The following is a 22466-nucleotide window of genomic DNA, read 5'->3' as shown; positions in this document are numbered from 1 at the left end:
ATTACGCAGTTAATTTAGTGCTAACCCAATAACAATCCAGCACCAAGCTAGGAACCAACATGACTGATTTAGAAAACTTTAATGATGATTATGACAGTAACAACTCGGGGAATTCAGCGTTTTATGAATTGTTTAACCAACAGATCACACGCCGTGACTTAATTAAAAAAACTGCGGGTGGCGCAGCTGCTTTAGCTCTTGCTACATCATTAACAGGCTGTAGTGATGATGACAACAATGATGATCAACTAAGCCCAACTAATCCAGATACCCCAGATATCAACGCAAAACCAGAATCATTAGAATTTAAACCCGTTGAAAAACATACCCTTTCTAAATTCTCTGTTCCAGAAGGTTATGATTTTAAAATTTTGCATGCTGTGGGTGACCCACTCCATTCAAGCCTTCCTGTATGGAATGAAAATGATATTCCAAGTGGTATTTCTTATGAGCGCCGTGTCGGTGACAACCACGATGGTATGACCTTCTTTGGGCTTAACGTAGCGAAGCAAAACTACGATGCCAATGCATCGGAGCAAGGCTTATTGGTCATGAACCATGAATATATCCAACGTAGTGATTTACATCCACGTGGCCGTAGCTTTAATGCAGCGACAATCACTGAAGATGAAGCACTGCGAGAAATCCATGCGCATGGTGTCTCGATTATTCATTTACATAAAGATCCAAAAACGCAAGAAATCCGCGTTGATTTAAACTCGCCTTTTAACCGTCGTATTACTGCTGCGACTGAAATCGAGTTTCGCGGTCCTGTGCGTGGACATGCATTAGTGCAAACCGCATTTGATCCAACTTCTATTGTGACACGCGGCACCATCAATAACTGTGGTAATGGTTATACCCCTTGGGGAACCTATCTCACCACCGAAGAAAACTTTAACCAATATCTTGCTCGTCAAAAAGAAGGTGAAAATGCCGACTTACGCGACGAAATGACCGAACATGCGTTATCACGCTATAAAGTATCGAATAAAGCAAGCGGTTATAACTGGCAGAGCATTCAAAACCCATCGCTGGTACAAGCAGATATGTTCAGCCGCTGGAATACGGCAGCGGTGGCTGAAAGTGCAAGCCAAGACTATCGTAATACCATCAATACCTTTGGTTGGATTGTCGAAATCGATCCATTCGACAACCGGAGTAAACCGGTAAAACGTACCGCATTAGGTCGTTTTGCACACGAAGATTGCCGCGTAAGCCGTGCCATTTCTGGCAAGCCACTGGCGTTTTACATGGGTGATGATTCTCAAGGCGAATACATCTATAAATTTATCTCGAACGCGCTCTGGAATCCAAGTGATGTCAATGGTGGCTATGCAGCCGGCGATAAATACATGAACAATGGTCAATTGTATGTGGCGAAATTCGATTTCAACGATGCAACTGGTGAAGCGAAAGGCGAATGGTTAGAGTTATCGATGAATAACCCTAAAATCACAAGCTATGAAAAATACAAATTCCAAGACCAAGCCGATATTCTTGTACATGCGCGTATTGCAGCCGATGCTGCGGATGCAACCAAGATGGATCGACCTGAATGGGTTGCGGTGAATCCCGAAAATGGCGAAGTATATGTCACGCTCACCAATAACTCACAGCGTGGTACAGCTCATCAGATTGATGCCGCCAACCCTCGTCAATACGCAGATGATGACGACAAAAACAATCGTCTAGGCGGCAATATTAATGGACACATTATTCGTTTCCGTGAGGATCAAGATGATGTCACTGCAAAATCATTTACGTGGGATATTTTCTTGTTCGGTGCAGAGTCAGATTCATTGCCGGGCGTGAACTTATCAGGCTTAACAGATAACAATGATTTTTCAAGCCCAGATGGTATGTGGTTCGACCCACGCGGTGTGCTTTGGATTCAAACTGATGATGGTGCGTATACTGACACTACCAACTGTATGATGCTTGCTGCACTGCCTGGTAAGATTGGCGATGGTGGCGTTGCGGTAGCCACTGCAGGCACAGGTTCACAAAAGACACCTGTAGGCAGCAAACTCGATGACAGTCAATTACGTCGTTTCCTTGTCGGTCCAGCCGGTTGTGAAATTACAGGTGTGACCATGACGCCAGATTACAAAGCTATTTTTGTCAATGTGCAGCATCCCGGTGGCACTTGGCCGTCAAACCAATCTCAGCATTTAATCAGTACGGGTATTGGTTCTCGTCCACGTTCTGCAACAGTCGTCATTACCCGTAAAGATGGTGGTGTTATTGCAGGTGAAGCATTAGAAACAAAACAAGCTTAAAATAAAGCTTTAAAATGCCGGCTGCATGTCGGCATTTTTTATTGCTGAACAGGAATCTTCAATTCAATTGTCTGTCCTGCATGTTCACCCTGTTGGCTCTTTTCAAGCCAATGCCATTCATCCTTCGTTAAGCTTAAAAGATTAGAACAACGTGTGCCGTAAAGCGGACTTTGAATAAACGTCGATGACAATAAGTGCTCCATCTCTTTAGAAATTCCTGTATTGGGTAATAAAGTTGGAAGGATTTTGCGTTGATCTTCTAAAATATCCCATGCTGCATGGTGTATATCAGAGTTTGGTATCGTATGCTGCTGCAACATCGGCAGAAATTCTTGAGTAAAGCGTTTACGTAAATGTCGTGTTTTTTCCCAATGCTCGGTCATTAAACCATTCGATACCACATATACACCATGGGCAAGCACTTGTGGCGGCTCTCCGCGATTGCTCATGTATACCGCTTGTGCTTGATCGCCCACAAACAGATTAAAGCCAGCATAATCACATTGTTGTTTTTCTAATGTTTGTGCAAAACGAATGGGAGTTAAATCGGACAATAAGAAATCTTGGATAATATGCCCTCGTGAAGTTGGGTAGGTTTTCTGGTCATGACCATCACGGAAGTTGGTTAATACTGCCCAACGCCCTGTTTCAGTCACACCCATCCATGTACCACCCGATTGCAAATCTTGACCTGCCACAATGGGACTATTATTCCAATGATGTAAAGCAGTTGTCGGTCGATGATAAAACTCATCTCGATTTGAAATCAGACATAGAGGTGTCTGTTCTAACACTTGCCAAGCCAAGGCCACAATACACATATTGCTTGCTCATCCGTCAGGTTTTGATCTTTACACATTGAATGTACAACATTTTTCCACGCTTTCAGCTAAAATCTGTTCAAAACAGAATCACAAGGTACATGAATGCTCACCTATCCAAATATTGATCCCGTCGCAATTGCGCTCGGTCCACTGCAAGTTCATTGGTATGGACTGATGTATTTACTGGCATTTTTATTTGCTTGGGGACTCGCAAGCTATCGTGCGAAAGAGCGCGGTTGGACACCGGATATGGTCTCTGACCTGATTTTCTATGGGGCGTTGGGCGTCATTTTAGGTGGGCGCATTGGTTATGTGTTGTTCTATGGCTTTTCACAATTCCTTGCAGATCCACTTTGGTTATTCCAAATTTGGACAGGCGGCATGAGCTTCCATGGCGGATTCTTGGGTGTCATGGGGGCAATGCTATTCTGGTGTAAAAAATATAAGATGACATGGTTCCAAACCTTGGATTTTATTGCGCCTTGTGTACCAACAGGTCTGATGTTTGGTCGGATTGGTAACTTCATTGGTGGTGAACTTTATGGTCGCCAAGTGACCGATCCCAATTTTGCATTGGGTATGATCTTCCCTACTGATCCATTACAATTGGTGCGTCACCCATCGCAGCTTTATCAAGCACTGCTCGAAGGTTTGATTCTGTTTGTGGTGTTATGGTGGTTTAGTTCAAAACCGCGTCCACGTATGGCAGTTTCAGCAGTGTTCCTGACAGGTTATGGTTTGGCGCGCTTTATGGCCGAATTTTTCCGCGAACCCGACAATGGGCAGTTGTTTATTGGCTGGATGAGTAAAGGTCAATTCTTAAGTTTACCTATGATCTTGATTGGTCTTTGGATGCTTTGGTATGCGTACCAAAAGAAAACCTATGACTGGGGTCCACAAAAAACAAACTAAAATTTTGAAGTGATCGCGAGGCAATAGCCTCGCTTTTTTTCGCTTTAAAATATGCTAAAGTGCCTGATATTCACCTCATCAAAGAAACAAAAATGCTTGAGTTCTGGTTTAATCCACAGATATCGATTTTAAAAAAAATACTTATTTTTGTTGTGGCTGCCCTAGTCACGGCTGCTTTGTATTGGATGGAACCGCTTAAACTTGATGCGATTTTAATGTTTGCGGGTACAGGTATTATTTTTCTAATTTGTCGTTATTGCAAAGTGCATTTCGCAAGTCTACAGCCAACAAGTTTACTCTACCGCTTACTGACTTGGATTCCAATCGCACTGCTTTTGGCGCTTATCTTTATGAATATGAAAGATGGGGAAATTCTGTTGCCGGGTGTGCAAGGGGTTGGTTTTATGACCTTAGCAATTTGCCTATTTTCGCCTTTGTCTTTACTCAATCAAAACACGCAGAACTCAACTAATGCTTAATTTTTGGTATTCCGAGGCTTGTAGCCGTCAATTTAAGCTCATCGTCATTATTGTGACGTGCATGGCGACCTATATCGCATCAACTCAAATTCAATTAGATGTTGTATTGAGCTTGATCAGTATTGGACTCGGCATCTTGATTCATGTTATGCGTCACTTTAGGCTCAAGCTCAAAGCCAATCATCCTTATCGAAATGGTTTTCAATCTTTGAACAACATTATTCCAATTGTGGTTTTAATCACGATGATGGGATATTTTCCAGATGCAAAAAGCCCACTCGACACTTTCGCCTTAGTCATTCAACTAATCGGCTTTATGGCGGTGGGCTTATTTCTGGTCTCTATCTATGAAAAACGTGCCAAACGATTTGAAGCACCTAGAGATGAGGCTTAGTTGTCTGTATCTAAACGGTAGTAGCTATATTTAACATTTTGGTTGCGATATACCGCATAACCACTTTGCTTGAAGTCAGATACCCAAGCATTACCCGAATATGCAGCGATGTGCCCATAACGGTTTTTCTGAGTACGATCAATAATATAGATATCGCCTTTTTTAGGACGATCAAAAGAAAGATTAATTTTTTTATAGCCAATTTGCTGTAAGGTGCTGCCCCAATCTGCTGCTGCGACAGGGTGATTCACAATTTTCGCACCCGCAGACTGTAAGCCTACACGAATACTCTTGGCACATTTTTGTGTACTGGTACTGCGGTTAATACCCTGCAAGAAACTAGTGAATTTAGAGATATCAATACGTTGACCAGTTCCAGAACCAAAACTGGTGTGCGTCGATTTCACCGCATTTTTTTGCGAAGATTTTTTAGGCTTTTGCTCCGATTGGGAACGTACTATGATGTTTGCTTGGACAGGAGCATGAATTTCACTCGTGTTCACGGGTTGATCATAAACCATTCTTTACCAATCGCTCCTCGCCGAATCTTTACGGCATTTATCTATTTCACAGGCTGATCATACTAACTGGATCATTGTAAATATTCACCCTAGAAATGTAAAATTTCTTGTCAAAACTGAAACATATACCTGATATCATATTGTTTTGAATAATAATTCCCAAATCACTGCATTTACAATTTATGTTTTATTACGTAAATAATCGCTCAATTTAGCAGCTAAAAAGCATCCGTTTTGCTTATTTTTACATCAAATTTTAGCCCTTCTTGAGACAAATAAGCTCACCATTGAGCCTCAATTGACAACATTTCACTACATCTTTACATCATTTTTCAGGCCTTATTCTGTTTAGACTAATGCATCCCTTTTAACAACAACCGGCAATCGGAGAAAATAATGAGTCAAGATTTAACGACCGTTTCGAATTTCAACTTAGAACAATATTTAGGGACGTGGTACGAAATTGCACGTTTACCCATGAAACACCAACCTGAAGACAGCACCGATATTTCAGCAGTCTATTCACTGAATGAAAATGGCACAGTACGCGTGCAAAACCGCTGCTTAGATGAAAATAAGCAACTCGATGAATCTATTGGTGAAGCAACGATTGTTGATGCTGAAAATGGCAAGCTTGAAGTCAGTTTCCTACCTGAAGGCTTCCGTTGGATTCCATTCACTAAAGGTGATTATTGGGTGTTAAAAATTGATGCCAACTATCAAACTGTTTTAGTTGGTGAACCAAATCAAAAGTATTTATGGCTTTTGCATCGCTCGCCTAACCTCGATGAAGCAACCAAAGCTGAATATTTAGCATATGCACAATCTATCGGTTACGATCTTACAGATTTAATCCATAGCGTACATACAGGTCATAAAACAGCTTAAATATTTGTTTATTCAAAGCACCCAAATTGGGTGCTTTTTTATTTACGGATATAAGATTGAGTATCGCAAATTTCAGCGCTGCGAAGTCCGAAAAAAAAATGGTATGATGAGCTCAAATTGAAATGACTCAACTTTGTATTGAGCATTTTTAACATATTTTACAGAGAGAACTATGCGCCAATATCTTGACCTTTTACAACATATCCTCGACAACGGCGGTGACAAAGGCGACCGTACTGGGACTGGGACACGTTCGGTTTTTGGTCATCAAATGCGTTTTGATCTTTCAAAAGGTTTTCCTTTATTGACCACTAAAAAAGTGCATTTCCGTTCAATCGTGATTGAACTGTTGTGGTTTTTAAAAGGTGACACCAACGTTCAATATTTAAAAGACCATAAAGTTTCAATTTGGGATGAATGGTCTACTGCGGAACAAACTGCGCGCTTTGGTCGTCCTGAGGGCGAATTAGGGCCAGTTTACGGTCATCAATGGCGTAACTTTGGTGCGACTAAAAACCCAGATAACAGCTTTAACAAAGATGGCTTTGATCAAATTCAATGGCTCATCAATGAAATTAAAACCAATCCGAATTCACGTCGTTTAATCGTGTCAGGTTGGAACCCGAATGAAGCGGGTACGGTTGCTTTGCCACCTTGTCATACCTTGTTCCAATTCTTTGTACATAACGGCAAATTGTCTTGTCAGTTGTATCAACGCAGTGCTGACGTGTTCCTAGGTGTGCCATTTAATATTGCAAGCTATGCGCTATTGACCCACATGATCGCACAAGTCTGTGACTTAGATGTCGGTGACTTTGTCTGGACAGGTGGTGATACGCATTTATATAGCAACCATTTTGAACAAGCCAAATTACAGCTTAGCCGTGAACCCCTCGGTTTATGTCAGTTAAAGTTGAATCCTGAAGTCAAAGATTTATTCGATTTTAAATTTGAAGACATCGAAATTGTCGGCTATGAGTCACATCCGGGCATTAAAGCGCCTGTCGCGGTTTAATTTACCTATTTCTGTATTCTCTCTCCTTTAAGGAGAGGGTTAGGGAGAGGTCAAAACCTCACATTCCCCCGTCTAAAATTAAGAATGATTCAACCTCAATTGTTTAATCCCATGTTCATCCCTCTCAAAAAGCAAAAATTTGGATGAATTCAGGGATGCTTTCAAGGATTTTTCAAAATGGCATTTCAAAACTTAGAAGTGGTACACGTGGTTGCCATGGATCAACAGCGCTGTATTGGTAAAGGCAATGATTTACCGTGGCATATTTCGGCTGACCTGAAACATTTCAAAGAAATCACCCAAGGTGGTGTGGTGGTGATGGGACGTAAGACGTTAGAGTCGATGGGACGAACCTTGCCTAAACGCGTTAATTGGATCATTACCCGTGATCAGCATTGGGCATTTGAAGGTACTAAAGTGGCTTATAGTATTGAGGATGCTCTAACTCAAGCAGTAGCAGATGTTAAAGCCTCAGAAAAACCAGAAACCGTATTCATTATCGGTGGCGGTGAAATCTTTAAACAAACACTGAATATTGCAGACCGTTTAGAACTGACCCATGTTGAACTAGATGTGCAAGGTGATGCTTATTATCCTGCCATTCCTGCTGAGTTCAAAAAAATTGCCTCAGAACAACACATTGACGACAAAACTGGGATTGCTTTCGAGTTCGCAACCTACCGAAAATAAAGCATATAATTTCAAATAAGATCTCGGTATGCAAAACACCAGCAAGGCTTTACCCGCTTGGAGCAATTGGATTCTTACTGTCATTTTCAGCCTATTTGTGCTGATTTCAAGTATTTGGCTCGGTCTTGCTGTTTGGATACAACAGCCCTTAGGAAATATAGGAAGTATCGTCCTGATTGTACTGTGGGCACTATTTTCTTGCTGTGTCTTGGGGCTGTATTTTAGCCGTCATCTTATTTCAAAACCCGCTGATATTCTTCTGTATATTTTTGCATTTTTGTTGGGCTTATTTTGGTATTTTAGCCTAGAAGCTCGGCAAGATCGTGAGTGGAATCCTGAGGTTGCTAAAGTTTTAAGCTACGAAAAACAAGGCAATTTGGTCACCTTGCACAATGTTCGCAATTTTGATTGGAAGGCGAATGGCAGTTACATTGAACGTTGGGAAACGCGTCAGTTTGATCTTGATCAAATTAATGGGGTAAATATTGTGACCTCCTATTGGATGGGGCCACAAATTGCGCATACGTTGGTGAGTTTTGATTTTGCCAATCAAAAACCGCTGACCTTTTCTATTGAAATTCGCAAAGAGAAAACGGAAGATTTTTCTGCGATTGGTGGATTCTTCCGCAAGTTTGAGCTTAGCCTTGTCGCATCAGATGAAAAAGATATTATTTATACGCGCAGTAATACCCGTGGTGAGCAAGTTTATTTTTTCCCCGTCAATATGCCTAAAGCTGAAGCAAAGGCATTATTTGAAGAATATTTACTGAAAGTGGATGAATTAGCGAAGCAGCCAAAGTGGTACAACACCTTAACCAGTAACTGCACGACTTTGGTCTTTGATATGGTGCAAGCTGTGTCTAAACAGCCACTTCCCTTTGACTATCGTTTGATTGCTTCGGGCTATTTGCCTAATTATATGCACGACTTAAATGCCATTGATCCATCGTTAAACATGCAAACATGGTATGCACGTGCGCATGTCAATCCAAAGGTAAAATCATTTCAGCACATGAGCAGCGAGCAATATTCTGAAATAATTCGAAATGGCTTGCCCAAACCGAAGATAGATTAAGCCTAAATGACCGTTTTTATACGTCTATGCAGATACAAATTAAACTGGTCAGCATGCTGTTTTTTTGTTTATATACAAATAACAACAACATGAGAATGCGTGAATCCGATGTTAAAAAAATCAATGTCTATTGCGATCTTGAGTTCTGTAGTCATGCTTGCGGGCTGTGAAACCATGCCAAATAACCAACAATCTGCGCAAAATGCAGAACGTCTACAAAACCGTACTTGGATCGCCACTCAAATTGGCAATACCGAAATTAAAACCGCACCAACTGCACGCAATATTCCAAGCCTACAATTTGATTCAGCATCACAGCGTGTTTCAGGTGCAGATGGCTGTAATCGCATTATGGGCAGCTACCAAGTCGTAGGCGACACACTGACATTAAGTCAAATGGCGGGTACTCAAATGGCTTGCCTCAATAACAACAATATTGATCGAGACTTTAATGTAGCACTCAATAAAGTGACCCATTATCAAGTGTATGCAAAAACCTTAAAACTGCTCGACAAACATGGCAACTTATTGATTCAGCTTGAAACACCTATTCAACCACGTTAATTTCTTTCTATAAAAAAGCCTGATGATTCAGGTTTTTTATATCACTTGATTTCGGTATACAATCAAGAAAGAGACTTTTTAACTCCATAAAGGATAGAGGCATGCAACAAGCACTGTTAGGTGGTGGCTGCTTTTGGTGTACGGAAGCAGTATTTCTACAAATTCAAGGCATTGAGAAAGTCGTAAGCGGCTATGCAGGTGGACATACGACCAATCCCACCTATGACGATATCTGCCGTGGTGATACCAATCATGCAGAAGTGATTTTAATTGACTTCGATGACAGTCAAATCAGTTTTAAACAAATTCTGGATGTGTTCTTTGCCACACACGATCCAACGACATTGAACCGCCAAGGTAACGATGTCGGGACACAGTATCGCTCTGTCATTTATTACTTAAATGAAACTCAGCGCGATGAAGCACAAGTCATGATTGATGAACTCAAAGCAGAAGGCATTAATATTGTGACTGAACTGAGCCCTGCCCCAACGTTCTATCCAGCCGAAGACTATCATCAGAACTTCTTTGCAAAGAATCCCAATCAAGGCTACTGCAACTTTGCAATCCCGCCTAAATTAAATAAGCTACGTAGTAAGTTTGTCGACTTACTTAAATAAAGTCATGACATAAAAAAAGCGACCTCAAGGTCGCTTTTTTTGAAGGAACATCATTAGTCTTTACTAACAAAAGCAATGTCACTGAGTCCGGCTTCACTCGCATGTTTCATCACTTGTCCTACATTATCGTAACGTGTATCACCATCAGCTTGTAATTGAATAGAGGTCTTTTTATCTATTGCCGCTTTCTCTTGAAATATAACATGTAGTTCATCGAAAGTGACCGTGCGATTATCCACAACAATCTCACCACTTTCTTTAATATTTACAGTAACAGATTCAGGAGGCGGTGGATGAATTTCATCCGTCATTTCTGGTAAGTTTAATGGAATTGATGGGTTAGCAACGGTCGCTGTCACCAAAAAGATGATCATCAATACCAACATAATGTCGATCAAGGGAATGAGATTCATCTCATTCATGCCTGTATCGTTGTCTTCACCCAATTGAAAAGCCATTAAGCTTGACCTCCAACCAATTTGTCTTGTGCCACTGTTGCTTGCGCTTTCGGTGCAGATGAATCTTGTTGCAACATCGTGTCGATCAATAAGCTATGTGCATGATCTTGTAATTCGTTGCTTAAGCTACGGTTCACACGAACACAAATGTTATATGCCAATACCGCAGGAATTGCGACTGCTAGACCTAGACCTGTCATAATCAACGCTTCACCGACTGGGGTTGCCACTTGAGCAAGACCTGCTTGACCGCTTTTACCCACAGCAACAAGCGCGTGGAAAATCCCCCACACGGTACCGAATAAACCAACAAACGGCGCAATTGAAGCCAACGTACCTAAAACTGCAACGCCTTTTTCAGCATTGGCTTTTTCAACGGTAATTTGACGTAATAGCGCTTGTTCAGCGACTGCTTTTCGTTGTTCAAATGCCAACGGCGCAAATTTTGATTTCAACTTATTCAATGCATCGGACAACTGCGTGTATGCAATTTCTTTAAGTTGACGAGTGCCGAGTAGACGCAAAACAAAGATCGTCCACGTTGCAATCGACATCGCTAATAAGATGAAATACAGTGATTTACTGACTGCATCAGCGTGTTGCCAATAAACTGAAAAGTTCATCATCGAACTCCTAATGGGTTAGCCGTTATTTACTAATTTGAAAATCGAATGGTTGTTCCACACGTGTTGGATATGCCACGCCATTTTCTACATATTTGGTCAATTGTGCACGTCGAACTGCACCTTCAACCTTACGGTTTACGGCAGAACTACATGACGAGTTTCGTGCGGTTGCGGAAACAACCTTACCTTGTTCATTCGCTGAAATATCAACAGTCATTGAGCAGCTTGATCGAATCTCACCCGGTGCCATAGATACTTTTGGTGAACGCAACCAACTTACACCGCCACCTAATGACACACTTTTTGGTGCAGGAGGCGCTGGTGGAGATGGTGGCGCAACAGGTTCAGGGGGTGCAACTGGCGCTGGTTTTGGCGTCACTTTAGTTTCGGTCACCACCGTTGAAACCACAGGACTCGGGGTTGGTTTTGCTTCAACTTTAGGTGCAACTGGTTTTGGTGTTTCTGCTTTTTTCACCTGTTGAATTTTTTCAACTTTCTTCGGTGGTGGCGGTAATGGTTTATCTACAATTTTAACTTCTTTCGGCTTTGGCGGCTCTTTTTTAGGCTCTGGTGGCTTTGGCTTCGGTGGTAAAGGTTTTGGCGCTTCTTGTAGTTTTACAAAACGAACTTTCATCGGTTGCTTTTCAACAGGCGCAAGCTCAGGTGCTTTCATTTGGCTAACTGCCCATAGCACACCAACATGTCCAAGCAAAACTACCGCTACGATAGAGATGGTTTTCTTTTTCATCTGATTCGGCGGAGTAGGCATTTGGGGCACAGCAACTTGACTCATTAAATCTATTACCTCGATGACATAAACCACTCATTGATTTGAATGATCAATTATGCGCATCGGTTAGCACAATTAAAGTATGCCAATAATAAATGAGAAGTGTTTTCATTTGCAACTACTAATCCCATCTTTCATTGACTTTTTTGTGAATAAAAATTGATAAATAAAAAAAGGCATACTAAAAGTATGCCTTTTTTAAAAATCTTGAGCAAATCTTATTGGAAGACGACTGTTTTATTGCCATCCACAATAATACGGTCTTCTAAATGCCATTTTACTGCCCGTGCCAATACATTACGTTCAACGTCTTGACCCAATTCACGCAATTGCTCAACAGTAAAATCATGATTTACACGTTCAACATCTTGCTCAATAATCGGACCTTGGTCAAGATCAGCAGTCACATAATGCGCTGTTGCACCGATTAACTTCACGCCTTTCTCATGCGCCTGTTTATACGGATTTGCCCCTACAAATGCAGGCAAGAATGAATGGTGAATATTGATCACTTTCATTTGCCATTTTTCCACGAATTCTTCGTCCAAAATTTGCATGTAACGCGCAAGTACCAATAAATCGTTGCCTTGCATCAACTCATCAATTTGCGTGTAAGCTTCACGTTTATTGTCTTTATTTACAGGAACGACTTCAAACGGAATACCGAAGTTCTCTACCGATTCACGTAAAGTTTCATGGTTTGAGACCACTTTAGTGATTTCACAAGGTAAGCCACCACGCGCATGACGCCATAACAATTCAAGCAAAGCGTGATCGACTTTAGACACCAAAATACCAATTTTTTTCACATCACTAACTAAAGCTAAACGCCAGTGCATTTCATAACGCTCAGCCACATTTGCAGCAAATGTCTGTGTCAGGCTTTCTTTACGGCTTTGCAGGTTATCCAGTTCAAACTCAACACGCATGAAGTAACGCCCGCCCTGCGCTTCTGTCGCATATTGATCAAGTGCAGTAATGTTCGCACCTTGATGATATAAGAAGCTTGAAACGGCCTGTACGATGCCTGGCTTGTCTTCACAAGTAATCAATAAACGTGCGGTGTTGGCAGTCGTCATATTCATGTTGGTTAAAGTCACTAATCAGGTAAATGAAAAATTAAGCCGAGTATTCTAACGCGTTTCTGTCGGATTCTGAATAGCGCTTTCATCTTGCAAGTTTTTAATCGATGAAAGACTGGCAAATAATTCCGAACCACCCATACTATTAAGCAAACCTTCATAGGTCTGACGACTCTCACCGCGTAAGTATGCACCTTCCAAGAACACCATTTGACGTAGCGCCTGCCAAACCCATTTTTCTTCCAATGTATTGGAGTCGGTAATATGACCCGACATATACAAGAAGTTGGTCCAGTTTGTCAGCACAATCCACAAGTTAATGATCAATGCTTCAATTTCTGAATCGGTCATTTCCATCAGACCTGCAAGCACAAAAGCTTTGTAAATTTTTTGCCCTTGTTGCATGACTTGACCGGCAAAGCGCGGATACAACTTACGGAAATCCTCGTTATTTTCTACCAAATGATACACATCGCGATGTAAAAAACGATATGCCCATAACTGACTACTTAGGACTTGGAAATAATGAATTTTATCATTGGCATCAAGTTGACGGTCTTCAGGCAAAGCCAGCATATCCAAAGTTTGCTTTTGGTATTGCTCCATCAATTCTTTGATAATTTCATTTTTATTTCGAAAATGATAATACAAGTTGCCAGGGCTCATTCCCAATTCAGCGGCAATATGATTGGTCGTTACTGAACGCTCACCGCGCTCATTGAACAACTGCAAACTGAGCTGCAATATACGTTCTTTGGTTTTTAACGTTTTGGTTTGGGACATCCTAAAATAACCATCCAGTTCACGTATTCACACACATTATAGGCGCTAACACGTAAAGTAACTTGACTAATTAGAGTAATTACTCTAAAAATAATTCATCGATTTTATAAAACATGGTAGTGCTGCATGAACAGTCACACAAAAACAACATCAATGACACCGCATTTTTTCGATCACCAACATTTAACGGATGTACTGGCACATCAAAAACATGCTTATTCACGCTATCCATTGCCGACAGCAAAAGAACGTATTGATCGTTTAGCACGGCTCAAGCGTATCTTAGTTAAGTATCAAGATCAATTTGCCGATGCAATTAATCAAGACTATGGCAACCGTTCCATTGGTGAAACCAAGATTGGTGAATTACTGACGTGTCTTGAACAAATTAAATATTACAGTAAAAACCTCACCGCTTGGATGAAGCCCTCTAAACGTCATATTGGCATTATTCATCAACCTGCAAAAGCATGGGTGCAATATCAGCCTTTGGGCGTGATCGGCATTATGACGCCATGGAATTATCCATTGTTATTGTCTGTCGGACCTTTAATTTGTGCTTTGGCTGCGGGTAACCATGCCATGATTAAAATTTCCAGTGCATCCGCTGCATTTGGTGATGTGCTTGAAAAAGCCTTAGCTGAAGCTTTTCCGAAAGAATTGGTCGCAGTTATTAATGGTGGTGGTGCGGTTTCTGATGCATTCTGTCGTTTACCTTTCGATAAAATGATTTTCACAGGCTCAACCAATGTCGGTAAAACCGTCATGGCGGCTGCAGCTGAAAATCTCGTACCGGTTATTTTGGAATTGGGTGGTAAATCACCTGTACTGGTTCACCCATCAATTGATCTTCGTGATGTCGCAGAACGAATTGCCGTGGGCAAACTCTGGAATGCGGGTCAAACCTGTGTCGCACCTGACTATATGTTCCTACCACGGGGTAAAACCGCTGAATTTATCGGTCATTTTAAAACCTATATTGAAAGCATGTACCCACATTTAGCCCATAATCAGGACTACACTTCAATTGTAAATGACAAACAGTACAATCGCCTGCAAGGCTATTTAGATGATGCCCGTGAAAATGGTGCCAATATTATCGAGATTAATCCGCGCGGTGAAAATGTGGCAGATGTGCGTAAAATTGCGCCAACAGTTGTGACCAATGTGTCGCCTGATGCACAAATTATGCAAAATGAAATCTTTGGTCCGATATTACCGATCATGGAATATGATCAAATTGACGAAGTCATCGAGTTTATTAATAGCCGACCGCGTCCACTTGCTTTATACTATTTCGACTTTGATCAAGCGCGTGCCGATTATGTCGCACAGCGAACACATTCAGGGCACTTTGGGCAAAACACTGTTCTCACCCATGTCGCACAGGACGATTTACCATTTGGTGGCGTTGGTGCATCGGGGATGGGTAAGTATCATGGACCCGAGGGCTTTTTCAGCTTGTCGCATGAACGGTCAGTAATGTCTAATCCTAAGCTGTATAGCTTAAAATACATTCTCCCACCGTTTAATAAGCCGATTCATAAGCTGATTTCGAAGACTCTTCTTCGATAAATGATCAAGGCATGAGCTATCAAACGAGCTCATGTTTCGTTTTAACTGAAATCGCTTGTCTTTTAAGCGCATTTTTGGTATAAAACGCCCCTTGAATGAATTCAATCCGTTTATTTTTGACTGGCCATACAGATTTGCTGTTGGCTGAATCAATGGAGTTACACCATGTCTAAGGTTTGCCAAGTTACCGGCAAGCGTCCAGTCGTTGGTAACAACGTCTCACACGCCAACAACAAAACTAAACGCCGGTTCGAGCCGAACCTGCACCACCACCGTTTCTGGTTAGAAAGCGAAAAACGTTTTGTACGTCTTCGTCTAACTACTAAAGGTATGCGTATTATCGACAAATTGGGTATCGAGAAGGTTGTTGCTGACCTACGTGCTCAAGGTCAAAAGATCTAAGGAGTCTGAACCATGCGTGATAAAATTCGCTTAGTTTCTTCTGCTGGTACTGGTTATTTCTATACCACGACTAAGAACAAACGTACTATGCCGGAAAAAATGGAAATCAAAAAATTTGATCCAAAAATCCGTCAACACGTAATTTTTAAAGAAGCTAAAATTAAATAATTTTAGTTTTCTTGAAAGAACGACCCTCACAGGTCGTTTTTTTTTGCATTTTTTTTATTCAAGTTGCTAAACTTTCAAGACGTTTTGGCATTTTTTGTGCTTATTTCCCATATTCACGCGTTAAAAGGAGTGTTGAGTGCCGCATGATGTTGATCTAATCATATTACTGGCTGTTGGTTTTGGTCTGGCTTTAGTTTTTGGCTATATTGCAGCACGCCTACGTTTACCGCCATTGATCGGATATTTAATTGCCGGTGTCATTATTAGTCCCAATACCCCAGGGATTGTCGGTGATATTCATCTTGCCAATCAGTTAGCTGAACTCGGTGTCATGTTCTTGATGTTTGGCGTTGGCATGCATTTTTCCTTAAATGATTTAATGCAAGTCCGTCGTATTGCCCTGCCGGGTGCAATTTTACAAATTGCAGTTGCGACCTTACTCGGTATTGGTGTGTCCATGCTTTGGGGTTGGGAATTTGGCTCGGCATTGGTGTTCGGTTTAAGTCTTTCCTGTGCCAGTACCGTAGTATTGCTCAAAGCCTTGGCGGATCGGGGCTTACTAGAATCGGTTAACGGTAAAATTGCGGTAGGTTGGCTGCTTGTTGAAGACCTCGTCATGGTTTTGGCTTTAGTGCTTTTACCTGCAACCGCAGTGTTGCTTGGCGGTCAAGCCTTGGCAGGTGCAGCCGATGAAAATATTTGGACAACATTAGGCATTACCTTACTCAAAGTTGCTGGCTTTATTGCCTTTATGCTGATTATTGGTAAACGTCTCGTGCCGATGATCATGCAATTTGTCGCACGTTTAGGCTCTCGTGAACTCTTTACCTTGACTGTGGTCGCAGCAGCCATTTCAATTGCTTTTGGTGCCTATAAAGTCTTTGGCGTGTCGATGGCACTCGGTGCATTCTTCGCAGGTATGGTGGTGAAAGAATCTGATTTTAGTCACCGTGCTGAAGAAGAAACCCTGCCTTTACGTGAAATTTTCTCAATTTTATTCTTTGTTTCGGTCGGCATGCTCTTCGACCCACGTATTTTGGTCGAACAACCACTGCATGTATTGGCTGTCGTGGGCATTATTTTAGTAGGTAAAACCATTGCTGCAATGGCATTGGTGCTGTTCTTCCGTTACCCAATTAATACGGCTTTAACCGTGGGCGCATCACTTGCCCAAATTGGTGAATTCTCCTTTATTTTAGCAACACTCGGTGTGTCCTTACAGTTATTGTCAATTGAAGGACAAAATCTGATTTTAGCCGGCGCTTTAATTTCGATTACGTTAAACTCATTTGTGTTTTCTGCGATTGAACCCGTACAACATTGGATTCGTGAGCGCTCGTCTTTGGCACGTTTGTTAGAGCGTAGTGGTGACCCATTGGCAATGCTGCCAGATGAAGTCTCACAAGACTACCTACGCGATCAAGTGGTGATGATTGGTCATGGTGAAGTCGGTCGTCGTGTCACCAAATCACTCATGGATAAAAACATTAAAGTCGTCATTGCCGAAGAAAATCGTGAAATTGTAGAAAATTTACGAGCAAAAGGCATTGCTGCGGTGTCGGGTGTTGCAACTGAACCGAGTGTACTCATTCAGGCACATATTCAACACGCGCGCCTTTTGGTGATTTCACCGATGGATATTTTAGATATTCATAAAATCGTGGATATTGCGAAAACACTGAATCCCGAAATTCAGGTTTTGGTCTGTGCTGAAAGTAAGGAAGAAGCTGAAGTCATTCGCCGAGATAATATTGGTGCGGTCTACTATGCAAAAGAAGAAATGGCAAAAAATATGAGTCGTCATATTTTGCACCAAATTGAAATCGCACATCAGCATCCAAGCTCACATTAAGCAGCATAAAAAAAAGCGCACTTTACAGTGCGCTTTTTTTATATTTCTCAGGCTATTTAGATCTGAATAATTAACTTAAAAAGCGTGGCTTTTCTTCCACAACTTCAGCTTGCATTTCATTGACTTGTTTTTCAAATAAGCCACACAAAGCTGCCTGAATCATATGCTGTGCAATTACAGGTGCTTGATCGCCAAGCAATGCATTGACATCATCATTGAATTGAATCGTCACCAGTGGCTGTGTTTCTGAACCTGCATTACGTAATGCCAATTCACCACTTTCAAGTTGAACGAGTTCTAAAATCGCATCTTGATTACCAAATAATTCTTTCAACTGTTCAATAGACATAGATCCTCCATGTGAAGCATGGTTACGTAGGCAAGTACATTTAAAGCATTCAGACTGATTAATATCGGGGTAAATTTTTACAATTCAAGTGCAAGCAAAGCTTAGAACTCGACCATTTCATGGCGGAAGCCATCAATCAGGTCGGTAAGTTCACGATGCCACTCACGTAGAATAGCGCTATCGGGCAACCAAGCTTGTGGTGTTTGCGTGACTTTAATAATTAAGTTTGAAGATGTTTCATCTTCAGGCTCAGGTGCACTTGGTTCAGGAGCATACTGACACATGCGATAAGCACGTTTTAACTCAGCAATAAATCCGTCTTTGGCAAGCTGCTGCAAAATGACAATCTCAGGAGAAATCTGCCCTTTTGCCGCCATATGCTCTTCAATTGACTTTAAAGTCGGCTGACTGTCATTCAAACGATAGTAACGCACCAATTCTTGTAAAAACGCCATGACCGCGCCTTGTAAATGAAACACTGCCGCTTCACGATGTGCCTGTGCTTGTTGAATATGCTCAACCTGTTCGGCTTGTTGACATGATAAACGCGCAAAATAAAGTTTTTGATTGGTACGATCTGCATGGTAGCGCGCGACACGAGTCATTAAATTGTCCTAAGAATAAGCACGATGGATAATATCCAAATTAAAACTTGTACATTTTTTTAGCAATCTTGTTTTTAGATAAATTTTAAAAATAACGGAGAGATAGATCAATTAATCAGCAATTAACACACAATCAACCAAATAAGCAATCGCATACGTTGTTTTATTGAAAGAACAGCATGTTGATGATGATGTTCAGGTAAAAATGACCTAAAAAGGTTTTTTGAGCCACAAAAAAGGAGCTTTACGCTCCCTCTTGTATTTATTTTGCTTCAGATGGCGCTGCATCCGTCGGTTTTTCTTCTGCTTGTTTTACACGAATACCATGACCATGCAAACGTAAAGTATTTAAACCTTTAATTGCTTTAATCGCTTCACGACCATGTGGCATTTCAACAAAAGCAAAACCTTTTGATTTTTTTGTCACAGGGTCCATCACCAAAGTACATGAAGCAACTGTGCCATATGCTTGAAATAACTTAAGTAATTCCGCTTCAGGAACGGTACGATCTAAGTTACGAACTAAAATTTTCATCTATTAACCTTAAGAAGATAGGCAAAAAATATCAAAAAGCACACGCCTACTCTACTTTTTGCACAAAACAATTTGTCTCTAGTTTAATCGAGATCAATGCCAAAATCTAAATTAATCGACTTACTTTCAATTAAGGCACTTTTCACCGTCTGCTGACGCGTTTTGTAATGGGTTTCCAAAGTACATAAATTGCGGGTTAAATCATTCATAAAGTAGCTTTCCACTTTACGACCTTGTTCATCGACAGTTTCACGTGCCCAATGATTTAAATTTTGCTTGGTTAAAATCAATTCATTTTGTGCACGCGTCATCGCCACATACAGCACACGACGTTCTTCTTCGACTTCATTAAAGTCACCTTGAGCACGCGCATGTGGATATTGTCCGGGTGTCACATTCGCCACATAACACACTTTTTGCTCGGTCCCTTTGGCAGAGTGAATCGTAATCAGCGTCACCACATCGTTATCAGACTGACGTTCTATTTCTGAAATAGAAACAGGATCGAGCACATAGGCTTCCAAGAATTCACTGAGTTGACCATGCTTGGCAGCCAATTGTTTGACCAGTTCAAAGTCACCTTGGCGACGTGCCCAATCTTTTTTATAATTTTCTGCCAATTGGTTTTCAATGGCTTGTACCGCCAAACTCACGCAAGCTTTGACTTCTGAGCGCAGCACATCCATTTGTTTCATGATGAGCAAGGTTTCAGCCGGAATCCGTCCAAATTGTTCAAGCTTTTCAGCAATTTTATCCATACTCGGTTCAAGCAAAAGTTGCTGTGCCAGTTTACTTGCACCCACATCACCTACACCATTCCACAGTGTTAAGAAACGCATCCACGCAATATCATCGAGTGGATTGGCAATTACACGCAGTAAGCTCATTAAGTCTTTCACATGCGCGGTTTCAAGTAGTTTCATACCGCCAATAAAGCGATACGGCACATTGGCAGCAATACACGCGGCTTCTATATGACGCGCAGCGAAACTTGAACGCACCAAGACCATGTGATCACGCCAAGGACTACCCTCAATATAATGGCGTTCTTTGATATCAATCGCGATCCATTTGGCTTCATCAAATTCGTTCGGAAAAATATGCATTTTCGGTTTAATGCCTTCACCACGATGTGCATCTAAACGTTTGTCATATTTAATCTCGGATTGATCAAGTAACCAATTGGATAAATCTAAAATTTCTTGGGTAGAACGATAATTTTTCTCTAGCTTAAAAATTTCAGCATCAGGCACACGTTCTTTAAAGTGGTGGATATTTTCAAAATCCGCACCACGGAAACCGTAAATGGATTGTGCGTCATCGCCAACACAGAACAAATTAACTTTGTCTTTTAAAGGTTCGAGCAAGGCCCACTGCAGTGGGTTGGTATCCTGCATTTCATCAACGAGCATATGACGACAAATTGAAGCCACATAATCCACTAAGCCATCAGACTCAGCGAGTGCAGCTGCAACAATTGCCAAAATATCATCGTAATCTAAAAAACTACGCGCACGTTTTCGTGTTTCGTATTCTTTCATGATGTCGCCAATGATGTTGATAAATGCCAAATGCTCAGGCATCTGTTTTTCTAAAGCGACACTGAGTTTTTGACGTGTGTTGCGCGCATAGGAATATAGATCACATAGCTCTTTGGGCTTCGGCAAGCTATTCGGATTGTTCTTATCATCTTTACCGCGAATCAGGCGGAACATCATGAGTTGATCATCACGATCAATAATCGAGAATTGTTCTAAACCAAAAGCTTTTGGAATACGGCGCAGCAAATACATACAAAAAGTATGAAATGTTGATGCACGCAACCCTTTAGCTTGATCACCTAAAGCTAACTCCACACGCGCGACAATTTCACTGGCTGCACGGCGGGTAAAGGTCAAAATTTGGATTTGATTGGCAGGTACACCTTGCTCAATTAAGTAAGCGGCACGCGCTACGATGGTCTTGGTTTTGCCACACCCTGCTCCTGCTAAAACCAAGCTATGTTTTGTTTCAGTTGTGGCAGCTTGCTTTTGTTGAGGATTTAATTCATCAATCAGGTTGGCTAAACTCATATTCGATCATCGTGCTAGGGAGATAGACAGTTTAACAGATCAGCTTAAGAAGTCAGACTGTCAAATACGTCCTCTTACTTTTCTCTAGCAATACTATTGTGCATATCTGCTGTTCAAGATGTGGATAAATTTTGAGTTATCCACATCACGGTTTCCAACCGATTTCTGTTGCAGTCAGATCACTAATCAAGGTTTCATCGACTGATTCTGGCATTTTACTTTCATTGTGAGAGGTCGGAATATGTCCTGCCATGAGTTCCGCTTTGGCTTGAGGGAACAGTGGCAGTTGATTCGGATCTGCATAACCTATTGGATAAATTGGCTGTCCTGAGCTTAAATCATATTTATCAGATGCTCCAAATGCATGTAATAACTCATGCACTAAAACCACTTTATTGCGCTCTGAATTTTTCTTTGACGCGAATAAGTTCACTGAGCCAATCCGCCCCTTCTCTAGCGCGGTTGAGTGTTTGAGTACATTAAATTTAGCAGGATCATAAAAATTCAAATACAAAGTCACCGTCGGTGTCAGATCCAAGCTGCGCTGATGCTTCCATGCATAATAACGAAACTTTAAACTCCACAGCATGATGCTGATCACGTTTGCTTGTTCAGGTACTTTTGGAGGTGCTTCAAGCAGTTCACGTCCAAGCTTGAAATAGAAATGAACGGGTGTAGAAGTATATTTACTGGCTTGCAGTTTCAAATATTGCTCTACGCCCGCTAAATCTTGATGAGACAGTTGTTGGATATATTGTGCTGTGATATTTGATCCATCGGCATTGATTGGATGTAACTGCACGAAAATTGGTTTAGACCAATTTTGGTTTTGATCACGATAGGCATTTACAGCAACAATCAGCAAGATGACCAATAAAATGAGGATCCGGACTTTTTTCCACATA

Annotated in this window: 26 protein-coding genes; 14 read left to right on the top strand and 12 right to left on the bottom strand. The window is 41.3% G+C overall.

Annotation, left to right across the window (positions count from 1 at the left end):
- Positions 1 to 59 precede the first annotated feature (59 nt).
- On the top strand, positions 60 to 2282 hold the full coding sequence (locus GFH30_RS02040; RefSeq protein WP_153370660.1) for a PhoX family protein: 2223 nt from the start codon (positions 60 to 62) through the stop codon (positions 2280 to 2282).
- A 38-nt stretch (positions 2283 to 2320) separates the two neighbouring features.
- On the opposite strand, the gene GFH30_RS02035 is transcribed toward GFH30_RS02040, so the two are convergent.
- Positions 2321 to 3103 (bottom strand): NRDE family protein, encoded by a 783-nt coding sequence (locus GFH30_RS02035; protein WP_153370659.1) that lies wholly within the window; start codon positions 3101 to 3103, stop codon positions 2321 to 2323.
- 105 nt (positions 3104 to 3208) lie between these two features.
- On the opposite strand from GFH30_RS02035, the gene lgt reads away from it, so the two are divergent.
- The 3 genes from lgt (at position 3209) to GFH30_RS02020 (ending at position 4891) form a co-directional block, all read left to right on the top strand.
- Positions 3209 to 4018, top strand: coding sequence for a prolipoprotein diacylglyceryl transferase (lgt, locus tag GFH30_RS02030; protein ID WP_153370658.1), 810 nt, complete (start codon positions 3209 to 3211; stop codon positions 4016 to 4018).
- Between the two features lie 92 nt (positions 4019 to 4110).
- Positions 4111 to 4497: a hypothetical protein gene (locus tag GFH30_RS02025; protein ID WP_153373333.1), complete on the top strand. Its 387-nt coding sequence runs from the start codon at positions 4111 to 4113 to the stop codon at positions 4495 to 4497.
- Positions 4498 to 4558: 61 nt separating this feature from the next.
- The gene (locus tag GFH30_RS02020; protein ID WP_227551542.1) at positions 4559 to 4891 is read left to right on the top strand and encodes a hypothetical protein; all 333 of its coding nucleotides are present in this window, start codon (positions 4559 to 4561) and stop codon (positions 4889 to 4891) included.
- On the opposite strand, the gene GFH30_RS02015 is transcribed toward GFH30_RS02020, so the two are convergent.
- Entirely contained in the window at positions 4888 to 5412 is a 525-nt protein-coding gene (locus tag GFH30_RS02015; RefSeq protein ID WP_153370656.1) for a CHAP domain-containing protein, read from the bottom strand. The two genes, GFH30_RS02020 and GFH30_RS02015, sit on opposite strands and share 4 nt — an antisense overlap.
- A gap of 396 nt (positions 5413 to 5808) precedes the next feature.
- On the opposite strand from GFH30_RS02015, the gene GFH30_RS02010 reads away from it, so the two are divergent.
- The 6 genes from GFH30_RS02010 (at position 5809) to msrA (ending at position 10264) form a co-directional block, all read left to right on the top strand.
- Positions 5809 to 6300, top strand: coding sequence for a lipocalin family protein (locus tag GFH30_RS02010; RefSeq protein ID WP_153370655.1), 492 nt, complete (start codon positions 5809 to 5811; stop codon positions 6298 to 6300).
- A gap of 172 nt (positions 6301 to 6472) precedes the next feature.
- Positions 6473 to 7315, top strand: coding sequence for a thymidylate synthase (gene thyA / locus GFH30_RS02005; protein WP_153370654.1), 843 nt, complete (start codon positions 6473 to 6475; stop codon positions 7313 to 7315).
- 177 nt (positions 7316 to 7492) lie between these two features.
- Positions 7493 to 8005: a dihydrofolate reductase gene (locus tag GFH30_RS02000; RefSeq protein WP_153370653.1), complete on the top strand. Its 513-nt coding sequence runs from the start codon at positions 7493 to 7495 to the stop codon at positions 8003 to 8005.
- 28 nt (positions 8006 to 8033) lie between these two features.
- Positions 8034 to 9080, top strand: a complete 1047-nt coding sequence (locus tag GFH30_RS01995) for an Lnb N-terminal periplasmic domain-containing protein (protein ID WP_153370652.1) — start codon at positions 8034 to 8036, stop codon at positions 9078 to 9080.
- 108 nt (positions 9081 to 9188) lie between these two features.
- Positions 9189 to 9644, top strand: coding sequence for an META domain-containing protein (locus tag GFH30_RS01990; protein WP_153373331.1), 456 nt, complete (start codon positions 9189 to 9191; stop codon positions 9642 to 9644).
- A 101-nt stretch (positions 9645 to 9745) separates the two neighbouring features.
- On the top strand, positions 9746 to 10264 hold the full coding sequence (gene msrA, locus GFH30_RS01985; RefSeq protein ID WP_153370651.1) for a peptide-methionine (S)-S-oxide reductase MsrA: 519 nt from the start codon (positions 9746 to 9748) through the stop codon (positions 10262 to 10264).
- A 53-nt stretch (positions 10265 to 10317) separates the two neighbouring features.
- Here the strand turns inward: msrA and GFH30_RS01980 are convergent, their stop codons facing one another.
- The 5 genes from GFH30_RS01980 to GFH30_RS01960 all read right to left on the bottom strand — a co-directional run bounded on the left by GFH30_RS01980 (position 10318) and on the right by GFH30_RS01960 (position 14003).
- The gene (locus GFH30_RS01980; protein ID WP_153370650.1) at positions 10318 to 10722 is read right to left on the bottom strand and encodes an ExbD/TolR family protein; all 405 of its coding nucleotides are present in this window, start codon (positions 10720 to 10722) and stop codon (positions 10318 to 10320) included.
- A complete protein-coding gene (locus GFH30_RS01975; RefSeq protein WP_153370649.1) occupies positions 10722 to 11345 on the bottom strand; it encodes a MotA/TolQ/ExbB proton channel family protein in 624 nt (207 codons plus the stop codon). The genes GFH30_RS01980 and GFH30_RS01975 overlap by 1 nt, the downstream gene beginning before the upstream one ends.
- Before the next feature lie 25 nt (positions 11346 to 11370).
- Complete coding sequence (locus GFH30_RS01970) at positions 11371 to 12141, bottom strand: energy transducer TonB (protein ID WP_153370648.1); 771 nt, start codon at positions 12139 to 12141, stop codon at positions 11371 to 11373.
- Between the two features lie 215 nt (positions 12142 to 12356).
- A complete protein-coding gene (gene purU / locus GFH30_RS01965; RefSeq protein WP_153370647.1) occupies positions 12357 to 13223 on the bottom strand; it encodes a formyltetrahydrofolate deformylase in 867 nt (288 codons plus the stop codon).
- 48 nt (positions 13224 to 13271) lie between these two features.
- Positions 13272 to 14003: a TetR/AcrR family transcriptional regulator gene (locus GFH30_RS01960; RefSeq protein WP_153370646.1), complete on the bottom strand. Its 732-nt coding sequence runs from the start codon at positions 14001 to 14003 to the stop codon at positions 13272 to 13274.
- Between the two features lie 126 nt (positions 14004 to 14129).
- On the opposite strand from GFH30_RS01960, the gene GFH30_RS01955 reads away from it, so the two are divergent.
- The 4 genes from GFH30_RS01955 (at position 14130) to GFH30_RS01940 (ending at position 18000) form a co-directional block, all read left to right on the top strand.
- Positions 14130 to 15578, top strand: coding sequence for a coniferyl aldehyde dehydrogenase (locus GFH30_RS01955; protein WP_153370645.1), 1449 nt, complete (start codon positions 14130 to 14132; stop codon positions 15576 to 15578).
- Between the two features lie 165 nt (positions 15579 to 15743).
- On the top strand, positions 15744 to 15980 hold the full coding sequence (gene rpmB, locus GFH30_RS01950; RefSeq protein ID WP_000048256.1) for a 50S ribosomal protein L28: 237 nt from the start codon (positions 15744 to 15746) through the stop codon (positions 15978 to 15980).
- A gap of 12 nt (positions 15981 to 15992) precedes the next feature.
- Positions 15993 to 16148 carry a 50S ribosomal protein L33 gene (rpmG, locus tag GFH30_RS01945; protein ID WP_001205031.1) on the top strand — a complete coding sequence of 52 codons (156 nt, stop codon included), beginning with the start codon at positions 15993 to 15995 and terminating at the stop codon, positions 16146 to 16148.
- Between the two features lie 136 nt (positions 16149 to 16284).
- The gene (locus GFH30_RS01940; protein WP_153370644.1) at positions 16285 to 18000 is read left to right on the top strand and encodes a cation:proton antiporter; all 1716 of its coding nucleotides are present in this window, start codon (positions 16285 to 16287) and stop codon (positions 17998 to 18000) included.
- A 70-nt stretch (positions 18001 to 18070) separates the two neighbouring features.
- Here GFH30_RS01940 and GFH30_RS01935 read toward each other — a convergent pair whose 3' ends face one another.
- From GFH30_RS01935 to GFH30_RS01915, 5 genes are all read right to left on the bottom strand, one after another.
- On the bottom strand, positions 18071 to 18349 hold the full coding sequence (locus GFH30_RS01935) for a hypothetical protein (RefSeq protein ID WP_153370642.1): 279 nt from the start codon (positions 18347 to 18349) through the stop codon (positions 18071 to 18073).
- 101 nt (positions 18350 to 18450) lie between these two features.
- Positions 18451 to 18954, bottom strand: a complete 504-nt coding sequence (locus GFH30_RS01930; RefSeq protein ID WP_153370640.1) for a DUF6586 family protein — start codon at positions 18952 to 18954, stop codon at positions 18451 to 18453.
- Between the two features lie 262 nt (positions 18955 to 19216).
- Positions 19217 to 19489, bottom strand: a complete 273-nt coding sequence (locus GFH30_RS01925; RefSeq protein ID WP_153370638.1) for an RNA recognition motif domain-containing protein — start codon at positions 19487 to 19489, stop codon at positions 19217 to 19219.
- Positions 19490 to 19572: 83 nt separating this feature from the next.
- Positions 19573 to 21561 (bottom strand): ATP-dependent helicase, encoded by a 1989-nt coding sequence (locus GFH30_RS01920; RefSeq protein WP_153370636.1) that lies wholly within the window; start codon positions 21559 to 21561, stop codon positions 19573 to 19575.
- Positions 21562 to 21706: 145 nt separating this feature from the next.
- Positions 21707 to 22465 (bottom strand): hypothetical protein, encoded by a 759-nt coding sequence (locus GFH30_RS01915; RefSeq protein WP_153370635.1) that lies wholly within the window; start codon positions 22463 to 22465, stop codon positions 21707 to 21709.
- Between the last annotated feature and the right edge of the window lies 1 nt (position 22466).

Source organism: Acinetobacter wanghuae (assembly GCF_009557235.1).
GTDB classification, from domain to species: domain Bacteria; phylum Pseudomonadota; class Gammaproteobacteria; order Pseudomonadales; family Moraxellaceae; genus Acinetobacter; species Acinetobacter wanghuae.
This window is presented reverse-complemented; position numbering and strand designations above follow the sequence as displayed.